Origin of the sequence: Parvimonas micra (assembly GCF_037482165.1) — a bacterium.
Lineage (GTDB): Bacteria > Bacillota > Clostridia > Tissierellales > Peptoniphilaceae > Parvimonas.
On record NZ_CP148048.1, the window covers coordinates 324,841 to 348,802 of the forward strand.

The following is a 23,962-nucleotide window of genomic DNA, read 5'->3' on the forward strand; positions in this document are numbered from 1 at the left end:
AAAATTATTCTTATTTATATGGATAATTTTTTATTTTTGTGATACAATATAAAAGAATTAGAATTATGCTTGAAATTTTAATTTTTAAAATTTCTTAAATAGGGGGTACAATATGAAAAATATTTCAAAAAAAGTTTTTGGATTAATATTAGCAGGTGCAGTTTTAATTACAGGTTGTACTGCAAAAACTGAGAAAAAAGAAAAAGAGGAAACAAAAAAACCTAAATTAAAAGTTGTAACTACAATTTTTCCAGAATATGATATGGCAAGAGCCATTGCAAAAGATAAAGTTGATTTAGAATTACTGGTAAAACCAGCGGTAGACGTTCATTCATTTAGTCCTACTCCGCAAGATATAAAAACAGTTGAAAATTCAGATGTTTTTATTTATGGTGGAACTGAACATGATAAATGGGTTGATACTTTGACAAAAAGTATAGATATGCAAAATAAAAAAGTAGTAAAATTGGTTGATGGTATTAAACAGCTTGAAGAAGAAACAGTTGAAGGAATGAAACATGAACATGATCACGATCATGACCATGATGATAAAGATGAAGATCATGATGAAAAAGATCATGACCACGACCATGAAAAAGAAGAAAAGCACAATCATAAAAATGAAAAAGAACATAATCATAATGATAAAGACGAAAAAGATGAACATGAAGAACATCATGATCATGATTCAGAAAAAGAAATGGATCCACATTATTGGACTTCACCAAAAAATGCTATTCAAATGGTTAAAACAATAACTGATGCATTGGTTGAAAAAGACCCAGATAATGCAGAATTCTATAAAGAAAATGCTAATAATTACATTAAACAACTTGAAGGCGTAGATAAAGAATTACATGATGTTGTTGATAATGCAAAGATTAAAAAAGTTGTTATAGCTGATAGATTTCCTTTCAGATATTTATTTTCTGATTTAGGATTAGAATATAGAGCTTTATTCTCAGGTTGTAGTGTAGAATCAACAGCAAGTGCTGGACAAATAAAGAAAATGGTTGATTATGTAAAAGAAAATAAAATCCCAGTAGTTTATCATATTGAAATGGGAAAAGGAGAAATGGCTGAAACTGTAGCAAAAGATTCAGGAGCAAAAGTTAAACTTTTACACTCAATTCATACTGTAACTAAAGAAGAGTTCGATAAGGGTATAACTTATATAGATCTTATGAAACAAAATGTGGAGGCATTAAAAGAAGGACTTAATTAATGAAAGAAAAAATGTTAGTTTGTGAAAATTTAAATATTTTTTACAAAAATAATAAAATAATTGAAGATTTAAGTTTTTCCGTTGATGAGGGAGATTTCTTCCTCATCTTAGGAAAAAACGGAGTAGGAAAATCTACATTATTAAAAGGAATTTTAGGTTTAAAAAATATCTCTTCAGGAGAAATAAAGAAAAATTTTAGAATTTGTGGATATATGTCTCAAGAAGTTTTATTAAAAAAAGAATTCCCATCAACAATATGGGAATTTGTTTTATCTTCAAGAGCTGTTTATTCTAAGTTTTTCTATAATTCAAAAGATACTGAAGTTGTTAAAGAAAATTTAAAAAAATTAAATCTTTGGGATATTAAAGATAAGAGCATAAGTTCACTTTCAATAGGGCAAAGACAAAGGGTTTTACTTTGTAGATGTCTTTGTGTATCTGAAAAGATAATATTTTTAGATGAACCTACAAATTCTTTAGATATTAATGTTAGAAAAATGTTATATGATATTTTAGAAAAACTAAATAGAGAAGGACTTACTATTGTTATGATAAGTCATGATGAGGAAGCTTTTAAATATTCTAATAGAGCTTTAATTTTAGGAAAGGAAAATAAAGTCATAGAAAATGTTTGGGAAAAATATGAAAAGGGGGAAATAAATTTTGATTAGTTTAATTTCAGAAATGTTAAGTTATCCCTTTATGGTTAAAGCAATATTCGTTGGACTTTTGATTTCTATAAGCTCTGCATTACTTGGAATAACTCTAGTCTTGAAAAGATATGCAATGATAGGTGTTGGACTTTCTAATGTTTCATTTGCAGCACTTTCAATTGCTCTTTCTTTTGACATTTCTCCAATAGAATTTTCAATGCCTATAGTAATTATAGCGGGAATTATTCTTTTAAAGTATGGAGAAAAATATAATATTAGTAGTGATACAGCAATTGCTCTATTGAGTTGTGTATCAGTTTCTATAGGTGTAACATTTACTGCTGTAACTAAGGGATTAAATGTGGATGTCTGTAACTACTTATTTGGAAGTATATTGATTATGAAAAGAAGTGATATGTATATCAGCTTTGTTTTAGGGATAATAGTTTTAATTTCATATATTTTGTTGTATAATAAAATATATACTATAACTATTGATGAAGATTTTGCAAAGGCAAGCGGAGTAAATGTAAGTTTATATAATACTTTAGTTACAATTTTAATATCAGTAACTATAGTTATTGGGATGAAATTTATGGGAAGTATGCTTATTTCGTGCTTAATTATATTCCCTGCAATGACTTCTATGCGAATTTTTAAAAGCTATAAAGTAGTTGTAATCTCATCAGTTATAATTTCCGTAATAGCATTGTTTATTGGAATAACTTTATCATATATCTACTCAACTCCAACAGGAGCTAGTGTAGTTTTAGTCAATTTAGTTTTATTTATTTTATCTTGTATAGTAAGGAGGTTTATCAGTGAATAAAAAAGTATTAAGTTTAATATTATCTTGTCTTTTATTTTGTTCTTGTTCAAAGGCTGATGGTAATAGTAATTTTATAAAAAATAAAGAGAATAAAAATGATTTAAAAAGTGCTTTAAAAGATGATCCTGAAAATGCAGGAACAGATAAAGATAAAAAATCTACTGAAACTGATAAAAATCAAAATCCTGACGATTATAAAATTGATAGATATCAAAATCAAGATAATTCAAAAGATGAATACAAACAACCAGAGAAAAAGGATGAACTTACTAAAGAACAATTAAATGAAAAAAGAGATGCCGATTCAAAAGATGGAATAATAAATATTTCTGATGGAATTTTTTTAGCTCTTGTAAATGATATTTATGTAAATAAAGATGAATATGTTGGCAAGAAAGTTAGAATTTCTGGGCAAAATGTTAGATTTGAAGACAAAGATACCGGAGAAGTCATTTATGCAATTTTACGAGAAGGTCCAGGTTGTTGTTATAATGATAGCGTAATTGGATTTGAATATATTACTGATGGAAAATATCCTGAAAAGGATAAATGGTATGAAATGATTGGTGAAGTAATAATCGATAAATATAAAACTGGAAAAGTTGTAAAACTTAAACTTATTGAGATAAAAGAAATAGAACCAAAAGGAAAATTAATTCATTTTCAAAACTAATTGGAGATAATATCTCCAATTTTTTTGTAAAATAATTTATTTTTAAGGGTATAAATATCACATCTTAATAACAAAAATTAGATTAAAATATAGAATTGTGGTATAATAATTTCATCGCAACAACGGAAAATAGTTATTAAAAGGAGTTGTGATTTAATAAAAAATAAAAAGGATAAAAATATGGTATTAGATAATTTATATTTAATAGTTGCAATTACTGAAAAAACTAATGCAATAGGCAAGGATAATAATTTATTGTATTTTCTAAAAGAAGATATGAATTTTTTTAAAGAAAAAACTTGTGGCAATTCAATAATTTGTGGGAGAAAAACCTTTGAAGGTTTTAAAATTAAACCGCTTCCAAAAAGAAAAAATATTGTTTTGACAAATAGTAATTTTTCTTTTGAAGGAGTAAATACTTTTAAAAATATAAAAGATTTGATTGAATTTGTAAAAGAAAATCCAAAAGAAAAATTTTTTGTTTGTGGGGGAATGAGTATTTATAAACAATTAATTGATTTTTGTTCAAGAATGTATATTACAAAATATGAAGAAAAAGAAATAATAGAAGCGGATAGTCATTTTCCTAAAATTGACGAAACTATTTGGAAAGTTACTGAAAAAATTAAAGGAGAAAGTCAAAATCCAACATTAACTTTTTACACTTATGAAAGGATTTAATATATGAAAAAAGAAGATATAGATGTAAAAAAAGTAAAGAAAAAACAGAGCAAAGCTAAAAAATGGTTTTGGAATATACTTTTTGTAATATGTTTAGGTGTTTTTATATATTCTGCTGGAAATATAATCAAAGATTATTATGGTTCATATAAAGCTGGGAAAGATTTAAGAGATTTAAAAGAGTCTGTTTTTAACGGTGAAGAAAAAGAGACTAAAAAAGAGGTAAACTTAGAAGAATTAAAAAAACTAAATTCTGATTCAATAGGTTGGCTAGAAGTTCCTGATACTAATATAGATGAGCCAGTTGTTCAGGGGAAAGACAATGATTACTATCTATGGAGAGATTTTAATAAAAAAACATATCCCGTTACTGGAACATTATTTTTAGATGTATATAATAAGCCTGATTTTTCAGATAGAATTAGTTATATATTTGGACATAATATTTGGGATAAGACAAAATTTTATGAGTTGAGAAAATTTGAAGATAAATCATTTTTAGAAAATCATAAGACATTTTATCTTTATACAGAAAAAGGAAAACTAGAATATGAGGTACTTGGAATTGATCTTGTAGATCCTGATACTTCACTGTATGAACAAAGTTCTGAGAGAAATGAAGATGTAGAAGCAATGAAAAAAGAATTGTCTAAACATATTCCAAAGTCAGAGGTTGATAAAATTGATGAAAACACAAAAATTCTAATGCTTGTAACTTGTAAGACACCCGATGACAATACAGCAAGAAGAATTTTGTTTGCAAAATTAAAAGATAAGTAAAATCATAAGGGGATTTATATCTCCTTTGTTTTTTGTGAAAAATTGTAAATTTTAAGGATTTATAGTATACTATTTGTATTATTATAATATAAGGGAGAATTATGGACAAGATAAGTATTATTGTACCTGTATATAATGTAGAAAAATATGTAAAAAAATGTTTGGAGACAATTGCCAATCAAACATATAAAAATATAGAGATTATAATAGTAAATGATGGAGCAACTGATAATAGCGAAAAAATTTGTAAAGAATTTGTTGAAAATGAAAATAGAGCAAAACTCTATACAAAAGAAAATGGTGGTTTGTCAAGCGCTAGAAATCATGGAATGAAATTTGCGACAGGTAAATATGTATTATTTATAGATTCTGATGATTATATTTCAGAAAATATGGTTGAAGAACTTTATAAAAATATAAAATCCGAAAATGCAGATGTATCTATTTGTGGAGTATATAATGTTTATTCTGATAATCAATCACCACAATGTAAGGAAGATTTGTATTTTAGCTGTGAAAAAGATAGATTTTTAAAAGAGTATTTCATTGGAGAAAAAATTCCAGGAACTATTTGTAATAAACTTATCTCTTATGAAATTGCTAGTAAAATCTCTTTTCCTGTTGGAAAAATTTATGAGGATGCTTTTTATCAGTTTGAGCTTGTAAAATATGCAAAGAAATATGTTGTAACTACAAAGGCATATTATTATTATTTTCATAGAGAAAATAGTATTACAACAAAACCATATACTGTAAAAAATATGAATTGCATAGAAATTTATTCTAATTTTTATGACTATATAAATAAGGAAGTTCCTTCTCTTTCTGAATTTGCTTTTTTCAGGCTTTCATATGCTCATTTTATGGTTTTTGATAAAATGTTATTAAGTAATAATTATAAAAATATTTCAGAATATAGAGAAGTTTTAGGATTTTTAAAGAAGAATTTTTGGAAGATTTTTAAAAATAAGAATTTTAGAAAAGGTAGAAGAATTGCAGTAATAATGTTAAAATTAAATGTTAAATTATATAGATTTTTACTTTTAAAAGACTTGAAGAAAAAAGGAGTAAATGCTTAATGGAAATCAAATATCTTTCTATGGATGAAATAAAATTAATAGAACTTGAAATTTTACAATATATTCACGATTTTTGTGTTAAAAATGATATAAAATATTTTATAAATTATGGAACGTTGATTGGAGCAGTAAGACATAAAGGATTTATTCCTTGGGATGACGATATAGATATTTGTATGTTTAGAAAAGACTATGAAAAGTTTATAGATTTATTTTCAAAAGATGATGGAATTTATAAAATTTTATCTTTGGAACTAAATGACAAATATTATAATAACTTTATTAAAGTTGTAAATTCAAAGACTAAAATTGAAGATGAAAGAAATTATAAGACTTATGATTCAGGAATTTTTATTGATATTTTTCCTATGGATTTCTTCGATGATTTAAGTATAGTTGAAAAGACATATAAGTTAGAAAGTTTTAAACTTCTATCTTTTTCGAAAAAAGAAAATATTCAATATGGTGATAGTAAATTAAAGGATTTTATTAGGAGATTTTTCTGGACAGTTTTAAAACCAGTTTCACCTAGATATTTTGCTAAGAAAATCAAGAAAATTGTTGAAGCGAAAGTTAAAGATAGTGGGAAGTATTTAGGTCTTATAGGTTGCTCAAAATGGAAGTATGATGATGTTTTCGACTATAACCCTTTTGATGAATTAATCGAGTTAGAGTTTGAAAATAGTAGATTTTTTGCTCCAAAAAAATATGATGAAATTTTAAAAAAATACTATGGAGAATATATGGAATTTCCACCTGTTGAAAAGAGAGTATATCCTCATGAAATTAAGGCTTATTATATAGATTAGGAGATTAAGATGAAAGAGAGACTTACAGTTGATGAACTAAAAAAATATGAATTGGATATTTTAAAGTTCATTGACTATATTTGTAAAAAATATAATATAAAATATTTTGTAAGCTATGGAACATTACTTGGAGCTGTAAGACACAAGGGCTTTATTCCTTGGGATGATGATATTGATGTTGCAATGTATAGGGAAGATTATGAGAGATTTCAAAGAGCTGTAATAGAAGAAAATAATGAAAGATATACAATTTTATCTAAGGACAATAGTGATTGGTATTTTCAAAATTTTCTTGTAGTAATAGATAAGCACACTCTGTTGGAAGATAGTGTAAAGAGAAATAGAAAAGACAGCAATGTTTTTGTTGATGTATTTCCGATTGATAAATTTAATGACTTAAATTTTGTTAAAAAAGCACATTTGATGGTAACTTTGAAACATATTTGTTTCATAAAGAAAAAATATATAATTCATAAAGATAGCAGAATAAAAGATTTTTGCAGAGTTGTCTTTTGGCATTTGTTGGCATTTGTAAATCCGAGATTTTTTACAAAGAAAATTCAAAAACTTGTAGAAAGATATTCTGATGATAATGGGATTTATGAAGCTGCTGTAGGAGTTGATAAAACCGGAATGAAGGAAGTTTTTGAAACGGGAACTTATGAAGAATTAATAGAATTACCTTTTGAGGATATGATGGTACCAGCTCCTAAAAATTATGATAAGATTTTAACTCAATTTTATGGAGATTATATGCAAAAGCCTTCTGATGCAGAAATTGAGTATAAATCACATCTATTAGATGCTTACAGAATAAAATAAGGGAGAAATAATTTTAGATATGGCAAAAAATATAAAAGTTAATGCTTTAGCGAGTATTTTAGTTAGAGTTTTTAATATTCTTTTTCCTCTGATTACAGGTCCATACCTTGCCAGAATTTTGAGCAAGGAGGCTTATGGGGAATTTAATGCTGCAAATTCCATACTAAATTTGTTTATTCCATTTGCTGCATTTGGAATATACAGTTATGGAATTCGTTCGATAAGTAGAGTTAAAAATAATATGAAAGAAATAAGTAAAAATTTTACTGTTTTATTTTCAATTAATGTAATAAGCTCTTTAAGCATTGGAATTTTGTATATAATATATATGCTTGTGAATGTAAATTCCAATATGTATATGTTGTATATTGCACTTAGTATTCAAATCTTTACGCAATTTGTAACTATAGAATGGATGAATGAGGCTTTTGAAAACTACGGATTTATACTCTTTAAAACATTATTTATCCGTGTACTTATGTTAGTTTCTATTTTTGCATTTGTACGAAAAGCAGATGATATAGTTAATTATGCTTTTATCTTATCAATTACAAATCTTATAAACTATTTAATTAGTTTTTATTATATTAAGAAAAAAGTAAAATTTGTAAAAATTGAACTAAAAGATATTTTAATTCACATAAAACCATTAATTGGAATGTTACTTTTAGCTAATTCATATATGTTATATACTGCATTAGATAGAGCTGTGCTTTCATTATTAGATGCAAAAATTTCAGTTTCCTACTATACCTTTGCGTTGTCAATAGCTCAACTTATTACAAGTGTAGTTTATTCTATAATAGTAGTAAGTATTCCAAGGCTTTCATATTATCATGGGAATAGTGATGAAAAAAATTATACGGAATTATTAAATCAAGTTGCAAAGACCTTTTTATTCTTGGTAATTCCTATGGGTATTGGATTAAGTTGTGTATCTAATGAAGTAATGCTGATATATGCAGGAGAAAAATATTTAGAAGCTGGGTTTATTTTAAAACTGTTTTCGCTTAGAATAGTTATGTGGGCATTAGATCAACTACTTGCAAATCAAGTTTTATTTGTAAGGGGATATGAAAAGAATATAACTGCCTTCTATTTTATAGGTGGATTTATGAACTTGGTTTTAAATATAGTTTTATTTAGATTAAAAGTTGTTCAAGCTGAATATTTTGTTTATACAACTTTATTTTCAGAAATTGTAGTATTGATTATTCAAGTTTACTTTATAACAAAGAGAAATATTATTTCTATAAAGGGGATATTAAAATCTTATGTAAAATATGTGCTATGCTCCATTCCGTTTTTTGCAATAACTTATGGAATAAATCATATTTTAAAATATTCATTGACATTGAATGTACAATTTCTTATTAGAGTATTTGCAATAATTGTATCTTGTGTACTATATTATTTTATTATTATGTATGTTACAAAGGACAAAATTTTATTCATTACAATTGATGGAATAAAAAGCAAATTCACAGTTAGAAAATATAAATTTAATTCAAAAAAATAACAAAAAAACAATACTTCGAAAGTTCTAGAATATTATATTTTAGAGCTTTTTTCTTGTTCATTTTTATATAATATGATATAATAATTGAACAAGGTATTTAAGGAGGAACTTATGTTGTCAATACAACAATTTGATATTTTAAATTTATTTTTTAAAAATCAAGATAAAAAATTTACTCAAAGAGAGATTTCAGATATTACAAATTTTTCTTTAGGAAAAGTTAATGAGACTTTGAAAGAATTAAAAAATAATAAATTAATAGATGAAAATTTAAAGATTACTGATAAAGGTCTTGAAGAATTAGAACCTTATAAAGTTGATAATGCTATAATTATGGCTGCAGGAATGAGTTCAAGATTTGCACCGCTTTGTTATGAGAGTCCAAAAGGTCTTTTAAATGTAAAAGGGGAAAAACTAATTGAAAGAGAAATTTTACAACTAAAAGAGGCAGGAATAGAAGATATAACTTTAGTTGTAGGATATATGAAGGAAAAAATGTTTTACCTAGCTGAAAAATTTGGTGTAGATATTGTTGTTAATGAAGATTATTACAGATTTAACAATACTTCATCACTAATTTTGGTTACAGAAAGACTAAAAAATACTTATATCTGTTCTTCAGATAATTATTTTCCAAAAAATCCTTTTGAAAAATATGTTTATAGAGCATACTACTCTGCAGTTTACCAAGATGGAGAAAGTGATGAATACTTTGCAGAATGTGATAAAAAGGGAAGAATTACAGGAATAACAATTGGGGGAAAAGACGATTGGATAATGCTTGGTCATGTATTTTTCGATAGAGAATTTAGTGATAAATTTGTAAAACTTTTAAAAGCTGAATATCATGAGCCCATAGTTAGAGAAAATTTATGGGAAACTTTTTATATGCGTCATATAAAAGAATTGGATAATATGTATATTAGAAAATATGATGTAGAAGATATAAAAGAATTTGATTCTTTGGAGGAGTTAAGATTTTTTGACGAAAAATATGTTACTAATTCTGACTCTAAAATTTTCCAAAATATTTGCTCTGTTCTAAAATGTAATGAAGAAGAAATAAAGGATATTAAACCTATAAAAATGGGAATGACAAATACTTCTTTTAAATTCAGTTGTAAGGGAAAGTCCTATGTATATAGACATCCAGGCCCCGGAACTGAATTAATCATAAATAGAAAAAGTGAGTTTGACTCAATGAAAATTGCAAAAGAATTGGGTTTAGATGATACTTATATTTATATGGATAAGGATAGTGGTTGGAAAATTTCAAAATTTATCGAAGATGTAAAAATTCTCGATTATGCTGATAAAAAGAATGTAAAAAGAGCTATCTCTATGCTTAAAAAACTTCATACAAGTGGCAAAAAAACAGATTTTAAATTCAATATTTTTGAGGAAATTGAAAATTTTAAAATTAAAATAAAAAATTCACATCGTGATGATTTTGAAGATATGAATTTAATGAACGATAAAGTTTATAGATTAAAAACATTTTTAGAAAAAGATGATATAAAAGAGTGCATTTGCCATTGTGACAGTTATGATTTGAATTTTTTATTGGATAACAGAGATGAAATGTATTTGATAGACTGGGAATATTCTTCAATGTCAGATCCTGCAGGAGATATTGGTTGTTTTATAACTTGCTCAACATACTCTTTTGATGAAGCAGTTGATATAATAAAAGAATATTTTGATGGAAATCCTACGGATGAAGAATTAAGACATTATATTGCTTATGTTGCAGTAAGTTCGTTTTATTGGTTTTTATGGGCAATTAATCAAGAAATTCAAGGGAAGAGCATTGGGGAATATTTATATATTTGGTATAATCATACTAAAGAATATGCTGATTATGCTTTGAAATTATATGAACGAGGAGATAGTAATGAATAATCTGTCTATTGAAAAAATTATTTACGAAGAAACAGAAAAAAGATTGGATATAATGTCTAAAGAAGATTATGAATTTCCTAAAAAAATCACTAAAATAGATTGGCTTCTTATTTGTGGAATTGTAATAATTTCTATATTTTTAGTTATATTATGTATGATAGGAGTAATTGAATAATGAGTGGGAAATTAAATTATATTCAACAGGAGACGGTAACAGGTGTTGTCCCTATGATGAATTACGAAAGGAAGTATTCTTTCTTAGATTTGTTTTTAACCACAAGTGGTTTTGCAATAGCAACTTGGTGTTATACACAAGGAGCCTATGTTGCACAATTTTTAGGATTTAAACAGATGATTATAAATATTTTTTGTTTCAATCTAATATTTGTAATGATAGAATGTTTGCCTGTGTTATTTGCCGTGCGTTATGGAATAGATTTGTGGATATGGTTGAGAAGTGTTTTGGGAGAAAAAGGAGTTGCAATTTTATCAACAGTTATAAGTTTTGCAAACTTCGGTTGGTATGCAGTTGCAGCAAATCTCTTTGCTTCATCTATGATTAATCTTGCATTAAGTTTTGGAGTTGAATTAAATCCTATAATTTTCAAACCGTTACTTGGAACAGTATGTGTTGTGCTTGGAACTTTAATTGCACTTGGAGGACCTGAGGTTATTAAGTGGACAAACAGATTTTTAGTTATGGCTTTGCTTGTGGTTGGAGTTATAATAGTTGCAATTTGTCTTTTTGCAGTTCCAATTTCTGATATTCTAAAAGTTAAACCTATCTTAGCTGAAGGAACTACAAAATTACAAAACTTTATGTTATCTGGAGAAGGAAATATTGCTTTTGCATTTTCTTGGTCAACACAGGCTCTAGTACTTCCTAGACTTGCAAAATCTGAAAAAAGTGGATATTGGGCAACAAGTTTATCCTATGGAGCTGTAGCACCATTTTTCGTAGCGACAGGAGGTGTTATGGCATTGGCAATGTTTGTAAGAACTGGTGTATATGAAAGTGATCCTACAAAAATGTTATCAACATTGGCAACTCCGGGATTTGCATTATTGAGTTTGCTTTTAGTTGCCTTTGCAAATATTGGAACACAGGGAACTGGTTCCTATGTTAATTGTATGATAATAAAGAGCGGTATGCCTAAATTAAGCTACAAAAAATTAGTAATTATAGCTATGATTTATGTTAGTGGATTGACTATTTGGGGTGGAGTCGAAGAGTATTTTGGTTCATTTATTTCATTAGCGGCATATATTCAAGGTCCAATAATAGGGATGATTGTTGTAGATTATTTAATAGTTAGAAAAAGAATGCTATCTTTAAAATCTGCGTTTTTTATTAGAGGACATGATTCCTATAAATTTACAAATGGTTTTAACTTAGTAGGTCTTGGAATTGTAATAATAACTTTTGCATTAGCAATGTTATTTGTATATAATCCAATGACGGGAGCAATTAAAAGCAATCTGTTCTTAATTACAACAGGTAGTGGATTTACTGCAATTTTTGGAGGACTTTTATATTGGCTAGCAAGTTTAAGTCCATTAAAGTTATATATGTTAAAAGATAGAAATGATTTAGAAATAGTATAGAATATTTTAAAGGCAACTTTATAAAAGTTGTCTTTTTTGCTGATTTTTGGGTATTCAATACTTGTTATTATTGAAAAAATGTATTGTTTATGTTATCATAAATTGTTAGTAGGTGATAAATTTTGAATGAAAAAATAATTGATATAAAAGATTTAAGATATGAATATACTGGTGAGGATGATAAGAAAAGTATTGCTTTGGATGGAGTTAGTTTTTCTGTGAATAAGGGGGAATTAATTTCTATTTTGGGACATAACGGAAGCGGAAAATCTACTTTAGCAAAACTTTTAAATGCTCAGATTACTCCAACAGATGGAGAAATTGAAATTTTTGGGATTAATACAAAAGATGAGAATAAAATTTGGGATATTAGACAAAAATGTGCCATGGTTTTTCAAAATCCTGATAATCAACTTGTTGCAACAGTTGTAGAGGAAGATGTAGCTTTTGGACCTGAAAATTTAGGAGTGCCTTCAGCTGAAATAAGAGAAAGAGTTGATGAAGCTTTAGAAATTGTTGAGATGCAGGAGTATAAGAAGCATTCTCCACATATGCTTTCTGGTGGACAAAAACAGAGAGTTGCTATAGCAGGAATTTTAGCTATGAAACCGGATGTAATAATTTTCGATGAATCTACAGCAATGCTTGATCCTATTGGAAGAAAAGATATTATTGATACTATTTTAAAATTAAACAAAGAAGAAAATAAGACTATTTTATACATAACTCATTATATGGAAGAGGCTGTTCTTGCTGATAGAGTTATCGTTTTAAATGAAGGAAAGATTGAGTTTGATGACAGTCCTAAAAAAGTTTTTTCAAATGTCGAAACTTTACGAGAATTGGGACTTTCTGTTCCGCAGGTTACAGAACTTGCATATATTTTAAAGAATGACGGGGTAGAAATTCCTTCTGATATTTTAACAAATGATGAAATGATAGAATTTTTGGAGAGAAAATTAAAATAATGGATATAAATTTTAAAAATGTAAGTTTTGTCTATGGAGAAAAAACTCCTTTTGAAAAACTTGCTTTAGATAATATAGATTTAACTATAAAAAAGGGAGAATTTGTTGGTATTATAGGACATACAGGAAGTGGAAAATCAACATTAATTCAACATTTTAATGGAATTCTAAAGCCTACAAGTGGTGATGTTTTTATTGGGGATATGAACACTAAAGATAAGGAACTTGCTAAGAGTGGCTTAAGATATAAAATTGGATTAGTTTTTCAATATCCTGAATATCAACTTTTTGAAGAAACAATTGAAAAAGATATTGCTTTTGGACCTAAGAACATGGGACTTAGTGAAGGAGAAGTTACAGAGAGAGTAAAGGAAGCAATGGAGATTGTAGGACTTGATTATGAAGCTAAAAAGGATAAATCTCCTTTTGAAATTTCTGGAGGTCAAAAAAGAAGGGTTGCGATAGCAGGAATTTTGGCTATGAAACCTGATATTTTAATTTTAGATGAACCTACGGCAGGACTTGACCCTAAGGGAAGGGACGAACTATTTTTTCAAATTAAAAGGCTTTATGAGAAGAATAATATTACAATAGTTTTGATTTCTCACAGCATGGAAGATGTTGCAAAACTAGTAAATAGAATTATTATAATGAAAAATGGACATATCCACTTAGACAAAAGTACAAAAGAAGCTTTTAGCGATGTAGACGATTTAAAAAAAGTTGGACTTAATGTTCCGCAAATTACGGAACTTATGGATATTTTAAGAAAAAAAGGACATCATTTTAGTAAAAATATTCTAACAGTTGATGAAGCTTTTAGCGAAATTAAAAGAGAATTGAGGAAAAATTAATGGTAAAAAATATATCGATAGGTAGATTTTTTCCGGGAGATAGTATTGTTCACAGACTAGATCCTAGACTTAAACTATATTTTATTTTTATGTTTATACTTTCCATATTTTTTATAAAAAGTTTTCTTGTTTTTATACCACTTGCAATTTTTTTGTTTTCAATTATAAAAATTGCAAAATTACCGATTTTAATGGTTTTAAAGGGATTAAAAGGAATTTTTTATATTGTTTTATTTACGGTGATTTTGAATTTAATTTTAACACCGGGAGAGGTCTTATTTAGAATATGGATTATAAATATAACTAAAGAAGGTATTAAACTAAGTGCATTTATGAGTGTTAGAATAACTCTTTTAGTTATAGGTACAAGTCTTTTAACGCTAACAACAAGTCCTATTGTGCTTACCGATGCTTTGGAATATGTTATGAAACCTTTTGAAAAAATCAAGTTTCCTGCTCATTCTGTAGCTATGATGATGACAATTGCTCTAAGATTTATCCCAACAATCTTGGATGAAATGGATAAAATTACTAAGGCTCAAACTGCAAGGGGTGCAGATTTTGAAACTGGAAGTATTATATCAAGAGCAAAAAGTTTGATTCCTTTACTTGTTCCACTTTTTGTAAATGCTCTAAAACGTGCAGATGAATTAGCTGTTGCAATGGAAGCTAGATGTTATAGAGGGGGAGAAGGAAGAACTAGAATGAATGTTCTAAAATATTCAAGAACGGATTATATAGTTATGGCCTTAGTAACAGTATTTTTTGGACTTGTAATAGCATCAAGATATTTCTTGAATATTTGGATTTTTAATTAGAAATAAAGGAAAGAAAAATGAGTTTTGATGGAATTTTTACGAAAGCGGTTGTTGATGAAATATATACGCTTTTATTAAATGGAAAAATAAATAAAATAAATCAACCGGATAAAAATGAGATAAATTTACAGATTTACAACAAGGAGAATTATAAATTACTACTTTCTTGTGCAAATAATCTTTCAAGAATTCATTTGAGTGAAAAAAGCAAAAAAAATCCGATAACTGCATATAATTTTTGTATGTTGTTGAGGAAACATTTAGTTGGAGGTACTATTAAAAATATATATCAACATAAAATGGATAGGGTTGTTTGCTTTGAAATTGAAAATTTAAATGAATTAAAAGAACTTAGTAAAAAACTTTTAATCATTGAAATTATGGGAAAACATTCAAATATAATTCTTGTTGATAAGGAGAGCAATAAAATTATTGATGCAATTAAGCATATTGACTCCAGACAAAGTAGTATAAGAGAGGTTTTTCCAAATAAGGATTACTTTTTTGTAAAAGACGAAAAAGAGAATATTTTAGATGAAAATTATAAATTGCCTTCTGAAATTTTAAAAATTTCTGAACCTATTTCAATGAAAAAGTTCTTTTATTCAAATTATTTAGGATTTTCTCCAATAATTTCCTATGAGTTATTAAATAATTCAAATGTTGATTCGGATATAAATTCTGCAAATTTAAATTATGAAGATATTAAAAGGATTGACGAAAATTTTGTTAAAATAGTTGAAAATATTAAAGATAAAAACTATTATCCAATTTTTATTAAAGATGAAATGAATAACAATAAAGATTTTTATTGTTTTGACTTGAATTTGTATGAAAAAAAAGAAAATGTCGATAGTTTATCAAAATTAGTCGAAAATTTTTACCATAACAATTCTTTAAGAGATAGGATAAATCAAAAGGCATCAGGATTTAAAAAGATTTTAACTACAAAGTTAAATAGACTTACAAATAAATATATTGCAATGAATGATGAACTTTTGAATAATCAAAGTAAAGAAGATTTAAAGATTAATGCTGATTTACTTTCTATAAATATCTATAAGATAGAAAAGGGAATGAAAAAAATATCTGTAGAGAATATTTATGATAATATGGAGGAGGTTGAAATTTCACTTGATGAAAAGAAATCTCCAAGAGAAAATATTGAAGCATATTACAAAAAATATAAAAAATTAAAAACTGCTGATGAAATAATAAAGGCTGAATTGCCAAAAATTGAAGAAGAAATGAAGTATATAAAACAAATTTTGGAAACTATTGAAATTATTACAGAATTAAATGAGCTTTCTGAAATTGAAGAAGAACTTATTTCTTTAGGATATGTAAGGAAAAGCAAAAAAAATAAACAAAAACTTGAAAAGTCAAAACCTTATGTTTTTGAAACCGACTCTGGAGCATTGATTTATGTTGGAAAAAATAATTTACAAAATGAAAACTTAACATTAAAGTTTGCAAATAAAAATGATATATTTTTCCATGCTCAAGATGTACCTGGCAGTCATGTAATCTTAAGAGGAGCAAACCTAACAGAAGATGACTATAAAATTGCTGGATTTTTAGCAGGATATTATAGTTATTTTAAAAATGAAGGATATGCAAATGTAGATTACACAGAAAAAAAACATATCCGAAAAGCAAAGGGAACAGGACTTGGAATGGTGTATTACGATAATTACAAAACACTATTTATAGACTTTAAAGATAAATTGTATGATAAATATAAAAAATAGAATGGTAAAAAACCATTCTATTTTTTGTTTTTCTATTTTTTTAAAACTATTACCCAACCTTCTCTGTCAAGTTTATCAAAAGATAAAATTTCATGATTATGTTCTTGACAATATAAAGGTAAAGTTCCAACAGCTTCTGGACATGTAAATTCCAATTCAATAATTTGCCCAACCTGAGCATCACCTAAAGCTTTTTTAAGCTCTATAAGTGGAAGAGGTCAATCAAGTCCATGTGTATTTACTTTTATTACGTCCATCTTAACTCCTTTGTTTTGTAACTAAAAATATTCTTGCACTTATCCAAATTCCTATCATTAAAAATACAAATGCAAACCAGCCTTTCATAGATAATTGAGCAGTGAAAACAAAGCCGTTTGAAATGATACAACCTTGTCCCCAAATAGCTCCAAGTGCCATTAATGCACTACCTATGATTGTATATATTATTGTTTTTTTATTAGGCATAATGATTGAAAATTCTTTACTAATAAAAGATGTAAAGAAAGAGCCGAGTATAATTCCTAAAACAAACATACTTCCCCAGCCAAGACCTTGGCCATCGACACCTCATCCTATGCCTGCAGTTTCAATTGGACAAATTTTATCTGCCCAAGTTAAAATTGGAGTTGAAATCCCAAAACTACCAACACGTCCTGTAAGGCTACTAAAATAGAAAGCTAATCCCATTAAAAGTCCTATTAAGATAACAGTAAGTTCTTTTGACCACATTTTTTCACAAAATACATGGCGAAGACCTGTATATCTACTAGGTAACTTAAATTTTAATTTATGTGATTTATAATGTCTGAACATTAGGAAGTATAATACTAAAACTATAATTGCACATAATATAATTGGTGAAAAAGGTAATTTATCTAAAAATTCATCCGGCAAAGTCAAAGTTCCATTTTCAAGAGAAGTGGAAAGTGGCTTTAAAGGTCCTTTTACAGCAATATATGATGTTATTGTGAAAGTTACAAGAGAAATTAATCCTATAATTCTTCCATCACCGCTTTTTATAAGAGTACTTGTTAAACAACCATTGCACATAATTGCACCAAAGCCGAATATAAAGCTACCAAGTGCGATTCCAATTACTGGAAAATCAACAAAATATGTCATAGGAACAAGATTAAAATAACGTAGTATATGATAAATCAAAGCATTTGTAAAAATAATAGCTAAGAGTAAAACTAGGTTATAATATCTCTTTTCAAGATAGATATCACGAATAGTTCCTGTTGGACAAAATCTTGATCTCTTTAATAAAAAGCCAAAAAGAAAACCAAAAAGTAATCCTGTATAAATCATATTATCCTCCTTTTTTAAATGATATCAAATACAATTTTAACAAAAAATTGCTAAAAGGTCAATTAATTTTACTTATGGATGTATCGATTTATTGTAAGAAATTAAAACATAATTTTGAACTTATTTTATGACAAAATAAATATATTATATTGATTTAAAACCTATAAAAATTTTTTCCAAAAATTAATAATAATTTCAACAAAATTGAGTTTATATAGATTAAGTTATAAAATTTATTTCATCAATTTGTAGTAAAATTCAAATTTAAACACACAAAAAGGAGCATTAAGCTCCTTTTATAAGTATATTTTATTTAAAAATCAATATCAAATATTATTTCATTTCGTTCTTAGTTACTTGTCCACCTTTTACTTCAAGAATAACATTATCTTTGATTGGTGCTTTTACTATTACAGTTATTTCTCCTCCAACTTTTTTTGAAATTTCAACTGCAGGGTCAAGAACGTATTTTTTCCAGTTTTCACGATCTTTATCAGTAACTTTTCCATCTTTTAGATTTTCAAGTGCACCATTAATATCTGTTGCTGCCGGATTATCAAGCTTAATTCTAATTGTTTTCTTATCACTTTCATATATAGCTTTACCAAAATCTTTTATAGTTTTATTGAAATCATCAAGATATTTTTCAACACTTCTTTTTGATTGCATTTCAACTAGTTCTGCTTCTGCCTTTTTAACTCTTTCTTGTAGTTCTTTGTTTTCTTTTTCTAACTCTGAAATTCTTTCTTTAGCTCCATTTTCTACCTGTTTTGCTGTGTCATTCTTTCCAGAACAACTAACTAACATAATGCTCATTAATAGCATTGCTACAATTTTTTTTCATATAAATTCTCCTTTTTTGTTTTTGTAAATATAAAATTTACCTAGCTCTATTATAGTCTTATATAAAATAAAAATCAAATTGATAAAAAATATATTTAATATTTTGATATTACTTCATTATATCCTTAATCACTTTTCCAGCTTTTACTTCAACTATAGTTTTACTTTTATCTGTTGGCTGTAGAATTTTTACGGTAATTTCTTCACTAATATTCTTTGAAATTGTCAATGCAGTTCCTGTAACTTCTCTTTCCCATAAATCTCTAATGTTCTCATTAGCTTTGCCAGCATTTTTAGAATCAATCATTCCTGATACATCAGAAGCAGCTTGTTCAACTAATTCAATATTAACTGTATTAGTTTTTTCATCTAATGTAGCCTTGACAAAATGTTTATTGGAATCATTAAACTCTTGTAAATACTTATTAATTTTTGCAATAGATTCATTGTTAAGAGTATTCTTTTCAGAATTTTTTATTTTTTCTTTTAACTCTTTATTTTCTTTTTCCAGAGAATCATTTTTTTCTTGTAACTCATTGTTTTTCTTTTCTAAAGAGTCTTTTTGTTCTTGCAATTCTTTAATCGTATTATTATCTTCATTATTTTTACCAGAACAACTAACTAACATAATACTTATTAATAGCATAGTAACAATTTTTTTCATAATAAAATCTCCCTAAATTTTTTATAAATTATTATAATTCTATTTTTTTTCTTTTCTATATCCTGCATTAATAGCTTCTTGTTCGCTATGAAATATAACTAAATTTTTGCTTGAAATTTTATTATAATATGGTAAATTTTAGATTTTTTATTTGTATATATTTCTATTGATTCACTGGCTTCTTTTTTACTTAGAATCACAACCCATAAAAATAATAGCAGTTAATAATGCTAAAAAGTGTTTATTTCTTGTTTTCACAATAATTTCTACTGAAAAAATATTTTATATTAAAATATTTTCCATTTTTATAGTTTTAATTTTCATATTAAAATAATATCATTTGATATATATATATATAATTATTAATTGTCAATATAAGTAAATAATTGATGAATAGCTAAAGAAATATAACAAAAAAACTCTTATTTAATTCATTTTATACGCTTGTTTTATAATGGTTTTTATTTTTGGGAAATTTTTGAGTATTCTAATAGTTGTATGAAATTATAATTTTTGCAAAAAATCTTTTTTAACAAATTTTGTGATTATAAGATATATTTTACTATTATTTTTATGTTATAATACAATTGTATGAAAATTATTTTTTATTTATGCAGTCTTTTTTTGTAATTTGGCATTATAAAATCAAATCTTAAAATTTGATAAAAGTTGTATTTTTTTTGTGTCCAAGATTTTAGGTGCAGTAATATTTAAGAAATTTTTGTTTTAATTTCTTTTTAATTCTTCAAGTAAAGAAAACACACTATTAATAAGATTGTATTTTTCAAGATTTTTATCTTTATCATTAAGTGTATATATTATTTTTTTACCTAATCTATCTCTTACAATAATATTCTTATTTATTAAATTGTTTAAATATTTATTAGCAGTTGTTTTCGATATTTTTAATTCTAATTCAATATTATTTCTATTACAAATTTTATTTTTAATTAGATAGTTTATAATTTGTTTTTCATAAACATTAGAGAGTTTTAAATTCTCAATTAGAGAAGTATCCCATAGAATAAATTCAAAAGAATCTACTTTAGAAACAACATCTGGTTTTTTTAAATTATAGTCTTTGACAGCTTCCATTATTTTAGGAATTCCAGTTCCAGCTTTTTCACAGACATTTATTAGTCTAAATATTTCTTGAATATAGTAGTTTCTTGGGTCTGAATGTCCTCCACTGAAAAAGTCTTGCAAATCGATTCTTAAACTTCCACCATTAATAAATAAAATTTTGTCTGAGTATCTTATAACTTTAATTCCTTCTTTACTAAAAAAATCACAATGTATAATTGTATTAATTAATGCCTCTCTAATTGCAATTATTAATTTTGAATTATCTTCTCTTATTAGATTGTCTTCTGTTATCTTTGAAGAACTATTGATGGTATTCTTTAACTTTTCAAATACTACGAAGAAAAAATTATATAGATTGTCTTCTCCCCAAGTGCCATCATAAATTATCCTGTCTGAAAAAGAGGCTTTTTCTGAAAAACTACTTTTTCTTATATATTCTATGTTATAGTGAGGAATGTATTCTTTAATAGATTCGTGTTTTCCAAAAACTAATAAACCAGCAACTGTTAAAAAATATTTTTCGAATTTTCTGTCTTTTTTTAATACATTTATTTTTTCTAAAAATTTAATATTGCTAAAACTATTGAATGGGTGATCTGGCTTAATTCTTTTAAATAAGTTTCTGTAATTTTGTATTGTAACTTCATCTAAGTCATCTATTGTATAGTTTTCAATTATTTTACTATCATAACTTTCTGTATCTGAATCTCTTAACATAGCTTCGACAGTTTCTTTATTAGCTAGAAAATCACCATCACCTTGACGTATATAAGATTTGAAAGGATTATTTTTTAGATATATAGGTTTATTGGTATATTTTACACATGGTACTTCAATGACAACTATATCTTTGCTATCTATTTTTAATTCATATACATTATTTTCGTTAATTACATTCCTGCTTATTTCATTGGAATTATTCATGTGGTTAAATAATTCTTTAATTATTTTTTTAGGGCTAGAAACCCCTACTACAGTATTTTTTTTGTTTTCTTCTATGCCTAATAAAATATAACCTTTATTTGTATTTGCAAAGGCACTTATAGTTTCTAATGCATTAATGGGAAATTTATGCTCTGCTTTTTTGAATTCAATATACTGGTTTTCGCCAATTTCTAAAAATTCTAAAATTTCTTTTTCTGTTAACATAATTACTCCTTTTAATCGACCGCGTAATCGACCGCCAACAAAAAAAATTGTGAAAACAAAGGATTATAGCTAATGTATAATCGACCGCGTAATCGACCGCTAATAAAAATTTTTAAAAATATAAGACATAATATAATATTTTCTTGAATACTAGCTGTAATTATTTTAATTTCAGTTAGATTTATATTACTTACTTGTTATATATATATATATAAGATTCAGTTCCATAAATCATTTTCTATATTATAGTGAAAAATATATTTGATAAACTTTATCTATATATGGTTTTTACTATTTGTATAATTATTTATCATTTTAGTACTAAAATTTAGGTATTACAAACTTTGTAAATTATTTTTTTAGATAGTATCCAAGATTTCCATGATAATAAGAGTTAAATTATTAATAAAATTGTGTCTTTTCTATAATTATAAAATAAAAAGTTATAAAAAGCAATAAAATATAATTAAGTAAGTTTATATAAACTTTTATAATTTACAAAGTCAAATAGAAGATAATTAGATGAATTTTGAAAAAATAGTATATATTCTGCTATTATTTTTGTGTTATAATATAATTGTATGAAAGTATATTTTATTTATGGAGGGTAAACTAGTGGAAATTCTAAAATTTGATAAAGAAATAGTATCAGAAGATTTAATAAAAAGAAATTGGAATTTTTATATTGAAAAAGCAGAAGAGGGAATATTATTATGTAAAAATCAATCAAAAGGACAATTAAGAAATTTTCTTTCACAATTAAATCAGCTTTTAAGATTAGAGTATAAATATTATTCTCGAAATAAGTTTAAAATAAAATCTGGTAATTCTCCTATTGCTAATGATTATATTATAAGATTAGAAAAGGCAGTAGGAAGTCAAAGAAACAAATCAGATTACTATGATTGTTTTGATAATATTTTGACTGAATTTACTTGGCTAAAACCTAAGGACTTTTGATTTAATAATAGTATAATATCGACTTTTTCCTATGGTGCTGAAACGTTGCTATTATATATAATTTTAAGTAACATTTTATAAAACGCAAATAAAAAACTCTTGCAAATAGGCTGTTTAAAACTTATTTACAAGAGTTTTTTGGTGGAGATGGTGGGTGTCGAACCCACGTCCGAAAAAGCATTCATATCACTTTCTCCGAATACAGTCAATTTTAATTTTCCCAATAACCTATAAATTAACAAAATCAGTTAAAGGTATCTTATAAATACAATTACAAATCTAAGAACTTTTGTAAAGGTTGCCCACGAATTTAATGATAGAGTTTAGACTTTTGTGGGAAAAGAATAGACTCCAAATAGCTGACTAGGCAGCTAATGCAAAATTATTATTTTCTGCGTTTATATTTAATTTACCACTTTTTATGTTGATTGGATACAACAATTCGCTTATGATACTGCAACTTCCCCGTCGAAGCCAGTTCATCCCCATATTACTAGGTATAGTATACCCATATTTTTATATCATGTCAAATTCAAAAAAGAAAAATCAATTAGACTTTTTTAAAATTCTTGAAATTGATATAAAAATGGTAATTATTGAAACAATCGCAAAGAAAAATAAAATCATAGTTATTCCATAGTCAAATAATCTTTTATAAAATCTATAAAAGTTATAAATTCTAAATATGAAAAATAAAATTATACCAACATTTATAGTTAAAAGATATTTTGTCTTTTTTGTTACCAATAATAAAACAAATATAAATATAAAAATTAGAGAAATACTTAATGGAATATTTTTAAATATTGTTAAACTATGCATATATGGTTCATCAGAAGGATAAGATCCAGCTGATAGTTCTAAAATCAAAAGGTATAATAAAAATATTAAAAAACTAAATATTGAGTAAATTTTTTCTTTTATTAATTTCATAGTATCCTCCTTTTTATATGAATATTAGCAATTTACAACTTTATTATA

General features: G+C 26.0%; 23 protein-coding genes, 1 other RNA gene and 1 pseudogene. 18 read left to right on the forward strand and 7 right to left on the reverse strand.

From position 1 onward, the window contains the following. Nucleotides 1-112 precede the first annotated feature (112 nt). The 17 genes from WFJ11_RS01560 to WFJ11_RS01640 all read left to right on the forward strand — a co-directional run bounded on the left by WFJ11_RS01560 (nt 113) and on the right by WFJ11_RS01640 (nt 16,968). A complete protein-coding gene (locus tag WFJ11_RS01560) occupies nt 113-1,225 on the forward strand; it encodes a metal ABC transporter substrate-binding protein (protein WP_009372496.1) in 1,113 nt (370 codons plus the stop codon). Beyond that, nucleotides 1,225-1,896: a metal ABC transporter ATP-binding protein gene (locus WFJ11_RS01565; RefSeq protein WP_293440153.1), complete on the forward strand. Its 672-nt coding sequence runs from the start codon at nt 1,225-1,227 to the stop codon at nt 1,894-1,896. The genes WFJ11_RS01560 and WFJ11_RS01565 overlap by 1 nt, the downstream gene beginning before the upstream one ends. Further along, entirely contained in the window at nt 1,889-2,707 is an 819-nt protein-coding gene (locus WFJ11_RS01570) for a metal ABC transporter permease (RefSeq protein ID WP_293440155.1), read from the forward strand. The genes WFJ11_RS01565 and WFJ11_RS01570 overlap by 8 nt, the downstream gene beginning before the upstream one ends. Continuing rightward, a complete protein-coding gene (locus WFJ11_RS01575; protein WP_293440157.1) occupies nt 2,700-3,380 on the forward strand; it encodes a DUF1980 domain-containing protein in 681 nt (226 codons plus the stop codon). Before WFJ11_RS01570 ends, WFJ11_RS01575 begins: the two co-directional genes overlap by 8 nt. Before the next feature lie 180 nt (nt 3,381-3,560). Further along, on the forward strand, nt 3,561-4,061 hold the full coding sequence (locus tag WFJ11_RS01580; protein ID WP_293440159.1) for a dihydrofolate reductase: 501 nt from the start codon (nt 3,561-3,563) through the stop codon (nt 4,059-4,061). A 3-nt stretch (nt 4,062-4,064) separates the two neighbouring features. Further along, nucleotides 4,065-4,841: a class B sortase gene (gene srtB / locus WFJ11_RS01585; RefSeq protein WP_293440161.1), complete on the forward strand. Its 777-nt coding sequence runs from the start codon at nt 4,065-4,067 to the stop codon at nt 4,839-4,841. Between the two features lie 101 nt (nt 4,842-4,942). Next, complete coding sequence (locus WFJ11_RS01590; RefSeq protein WP_293440163.1) at nt 4,943-5,920, forward strand: glycosyltransferase family 2 protein; 978 nt, start codon at nt 4,943-4,945, stop codon at nt 5,918-5,920. Beyond that, nucleotides 5,920-6,729 carry a LicD family protein gene (locus tag WFJ11_RS01595; protein ID WP_293440165.1) on the forward strand — a complete coding sequence of 270 codons (810 nt, stop codon included), beginning with the start codon at nt 5,920-5,922 and terminating at the stop codon, nt 6,727-6,729. Before WFJ11_RS01590 ends, WFJ11_RS01595 begins: the two co-directional genes overlap by 1 nt. Nucleotides 6,730-6,738: 9 nt before the next feature. Further along, on the forward strand, nt 6,739-7,551 hold the full coding sequence (locus WFJ11_RS01600; protein ID WP_293440167.1) for a LicD family protein: 813 nt from the start codon (nt 6,739-6,741) through the stop codon (nt 7,549-7,551). Between the two features lie 19 nt (nt 7,552-7,570). Next, nucleotides 7,571-9,070, forward strand: coding sequence for an oligosaccharide flippase family protein (locus tag WFJ11_RS01605; protein ID WP_293440169.1), 1,500 nt, complete (start codon nt 7,571-7,573; stop codon nt 9,068-9,070). 111 nt (nt 9,071-9,181) lie between these two features. Then, on the forward strand, nt 9,182-10,972 hold the full coding sequence (locus tag WFJ11_RS01610) for an NTP transferase domain-containing protein (protein ID WP_293440171.1): 1,791 nt from the start codon (nt 9,182-9,184) through the stop codon (nt 10,970-10,972). Then, nucleotides 10,965-11,147, forward strand: a complete 183-nt coding sequence (locus WFJ11_RS01615) for a hypothetical protein (protein ID WP_293440173.1) — start codon at nt 10,965-10,967, stop codon at nt 11,145-11,147. Before WFJ11_RS01610 ends, WFJ11_RS01615 begins: the two co-directional genes overlap by 8 nt. Then, nucleotides 11,147-12,577, forward strand: a complete 1,431-nt coding sequence (locus WFJ11_RS01620) for a cytosine permease (protein ID WP_338817542.1) — start codon at nt 11,147-11,149, stop codon at nt 12,575-12,577. The genes WFJ11_RS01615 and WFJ11_RS01620 overlap by 1 nt, the downstream gene beginning before the upstream one ends. Nucleotides 12,578-12,699: 122 nt before the next feature. After that, a complete protein-coding gene (locus WFJ11_RS01625) occupies nt 12,700-13,545 on the forward strand; it encodes an energy-coupling factor transporter ATPase (RefSeq protein ID WP_293440177.1) in 846 nt (281 codons plus the stop codon). Then, nucleotides 13,545-14,399 (forward strand): energy-coupling factor transporter ATPase, encoded by an 855-nt coding sequence (locus WFJ11_RS01630; RefSeq protein WP_293440179.1) that lies wholly within the window; start codon nt 13,545-13,547, stop codon nt 14,397-14,399. The genes WFJ11_RS01625 and WFJ11_RS01630 overlap by 1 nt, the downstream gene beginning before the upstream one ends. Further along, complete coding sequence (locus WFJ11_RS01635) at nt 14,399-15,217, forward strand: energy-coupling factor transporter transmembrane component T family protein (protein ID WP_009372421.1); 819 nt, start codon at nt 14,399-14,401, stop codon at nt 15,215-15,217. Before WFJ11_RS01630 ends, WFJ11_RS01635 begins: the two co-directional genes overlap by 1 nt. Before the next feature lie 17 nt (nt 15,218-15,234). Beyond that, nucleotides 15,235-16,968 (forward strand): Rqc2 family fibronectin-binding protein, encoded by a 1,734-nt coding sequence (locus WFJ11_RS01640; protein ID WP_338817543.1) that lies wholly within the window; start codon nt 15,235-15,237, stop codon nt 16,966-16,968. Between the two features lie 32 nt (nt 16,969-17,000). Here the strand turns inward: WFJ11_RS01640 and WFJ11_RS01645 are convergent, their stop codons facing one another. From WFJ11_RS01645 to WFJ11_RS01665, 5 genes and pseudogenes are all read right to left on the reverse strand, one after another. After that, nucleotides 17,001-17,174: a sulfurtransferase TusA family protein gene (locus WFJ11_RS01645; protein ID WP_081446152.1), complete on the reverse strand. Its 174-nt coding sequence runs from the start codon at nt 17,172-17,174 to the stop codon at nt 17,001-17,003. 52 nt (nt 17,175-17,226) lie between these two features. Continuing rightward, nucleotides 17,227-18,279, reverse strand: a pseudogene (locus WFJ11_RS01650) (YeeE/YedE family protein). Nucleotides 18,280-18,612: 333 nt separating this feature from the next. Continuing rightward, entirely contained in the window at nt 18,613-19,095 is a 483-nt protein-coding gene (locus WFJ11_RS01655; protein ID WP_338817544.1) for a hypothetical protein, read from the reverse strand. Nucleotides 19,096-19,231: 136 nt separating this feature from the next. Beyond that, nucleotides 19,232-19,786 carry a hypothetical protein gene (locus WFJ11_RS01660; RefSeq protein WP_293440185.1) on the reverse strand — a complete coding sequence of 185 codons (555 nt, stop codon included), beginning with the start codon at nt 19,784-19,786 and terminating at the stop codon, nt 19,232-19,234. Between the two features lie 726 nt (nt 19,787-20,512). Further along, a complete protein-coding gene (locus WFJ11_RS01665) occupies nt 20,513-22,021 on the reverse strand; it encodes an RNA-binding domain-containing protein (RefSeq protein WP_293440187.1) in 1,509 nt (502 codons plus the stop codon). 615 nt (nt 22,022-22,636) lie between these two features. On the opposite strand from WFJ11_RS01665, the gene WFJ11_RS01670 reads away from it, so the two are divergent. Then, nucleotides 22,637-22,981: a hypothetical protein gene (locus tag WFJ11_RS01670; protein ID WP_293440189.1), complete on the forward strand. Its 345-nt coding sequence runs from the start codon at nt 22,637-22,639 to the stop codon at nt 22,979-22,981. A 139-nt stretch (nt 22,982-23,120) separates the two neighbouring features. Here WFJ11_RS01670 and ssrA read toward each other — a convergent pair. Together ssrA and WFJ11_RS01680 are read right to left on the reverse strand one after the other, a co-directional pair. Then, nucleotides 23,121-23,468, reverse strand: a transfer-messenger RNA (tmRNA) gene (gene ssrA / locus WFJ11_RS01675). A gap of 59 nt (nt 23,469-23,527) precedes the next feature. After that, nucleotides 23,528-23,914, reverse strand: a complete 387-nt coding sequence (locus WFJ11_RS01680; protein ID WP_293440191.1) for a hypothetical protein — start codon at nt 23,912-23,914, stop codon at nt 23,528-23,530. Between the last annotated feature and the right edge of the window lie 48 nt (nt 23,915-23,962).

What these genes read in the sequence shown, in the direction of transcription:
- WFJ11_RS01560 (WP_009372496.1), top strand. Translation starts at nt 113, where the DNA reads ATGAAAAATATTTCAAAAAAAGTTTTTGGATTAATATTAGCAGGTGCA.
- WFJ11_RS01565 (WP_293440153.1), top strand. Translation starts at nt 1,225, where the DNA reads ATGAAAGAAAAAATGTTAGTTTGTGAAAATTTAAATATTTTTTACAAA.
- WFJ11_RS01580 (WP_293440159.1), top strand. Translation starts at nt 3,561, where the DNA reads ATGGTATTAGATAATTTATATTTAATAGTTGCAATTACTGAAAAAACT.
- srtB (WP_293440161.1), top strand. Translation starts at nt 4,065, where the DNA reads ATGAAAAAAGAAGATATAGATGTAAAAAAAGTAAAGAAAAAACAGAGC.
- WFJ11_RS01590 (WP_293440163.1), top strand. Translation starts at nt 4,943, where the DNA reads ATGGACAAGATAAGTATTATTGTACCTGTATATAATGTAGAAAAATAT.
- WFJ11_RS01595 (WP_293440165.1), top strand. Translation starts at nt 5,920, where the DNA reads ATGGAAATCAAATATCTTTCTATGGATGAAATAAAATTAATAGAACTT.
- WFJ11_RS01600 (WP_293440167.1), top strand. Translation starts at nt 6,739, where the DNA reads ATGAAAGAGAGACTTACAGTTGATGAACTAAAAAAATATGAATTGGAT.
- WFJ11_RS01605 (WP_293440169.1), top strand. Translation starts at nt 7,571, where the DNA reads ATGGCAAAAAATATAAAAGTTAATGCTTTAGCGAGTATTTTAGTTAGA.
- WFJ11_RS01610 (WP_293440171.1), top strand. Translation starts at nt 9,182, where the DNA reads ATGTTGTCAATACAACAATTTGATATTTTAAATTTATTTTTTAAAAAT.
- WFJ11_RS01615 (WP_293440173.1), top strand. Translation starts at nt 10,965, where the DNA reads ATGAATAATCTGTCTATTGAAAAAATTATTTACGAAGAAACAGAAAAA.
- WFJ11_RS01620 (WP_338817542.1), top strand. Translation starts at nt 11,147, where the DNA reads ATGAGTGGGAAATTAAATTATATTCAACAGGAGACGGTAACAGGTGTT.
- WFJ11_RS01630 (WP_293440179.1), top strand. Translation starts at nt 13,545, where the DNA reads ATGGATATAAATTTTAAAAATGTAAGTTTTGTCTATGGAGAAAAAACT.
- WFJ11_RS01635 (WP_009372421.1), top strand. Translation starts at nt 14,399, where the DNA reads ATGGTAAAAAATATATCGATAGGTAGATTTTTTCCGGGAGATAGTATT.
- WFJ11_RS01640 (WP_338817543.1), top strand. Translation starts at nt 15,235, where the DNA reads ATGAGTTTTGATGGAATTTTTACGAAAGCGGTTGTTGATGAAATATAT.
- WFJ11_RS01655 (WP_338817544.1), bottom strand. Translation starts at nt 19,095, where the DNA reads ATGAGCATTATGTTAGTTAGTTGTTCTGGAAAGAATGACACAGCAAAA.
- WFJ11_RS01660 (WP_293440185.1), bottom strand. Translation starts at nt 19,786, where the DNA reads ATGAAAAAAATTGTTACTATGCTATTAATAAGTATTATGTTAGTTAGT.
- WFJ11_RS01665 (WP_293440187.1), bottom strand. Translation starts at nt 22,021, where the DNA reads ATGTTAACAGAAAAAGAAATTTTAGAATTTTTAGAAATTGGCGAAAAC.
- WFJ11_RS01680 (WP_293440191.1), bottom strand. Translation starts at nt 23,914, where the DNA reads ATGAAATTAATAAAAGAAAAAATTTACTCAATATTTAGTTTTTTAATA.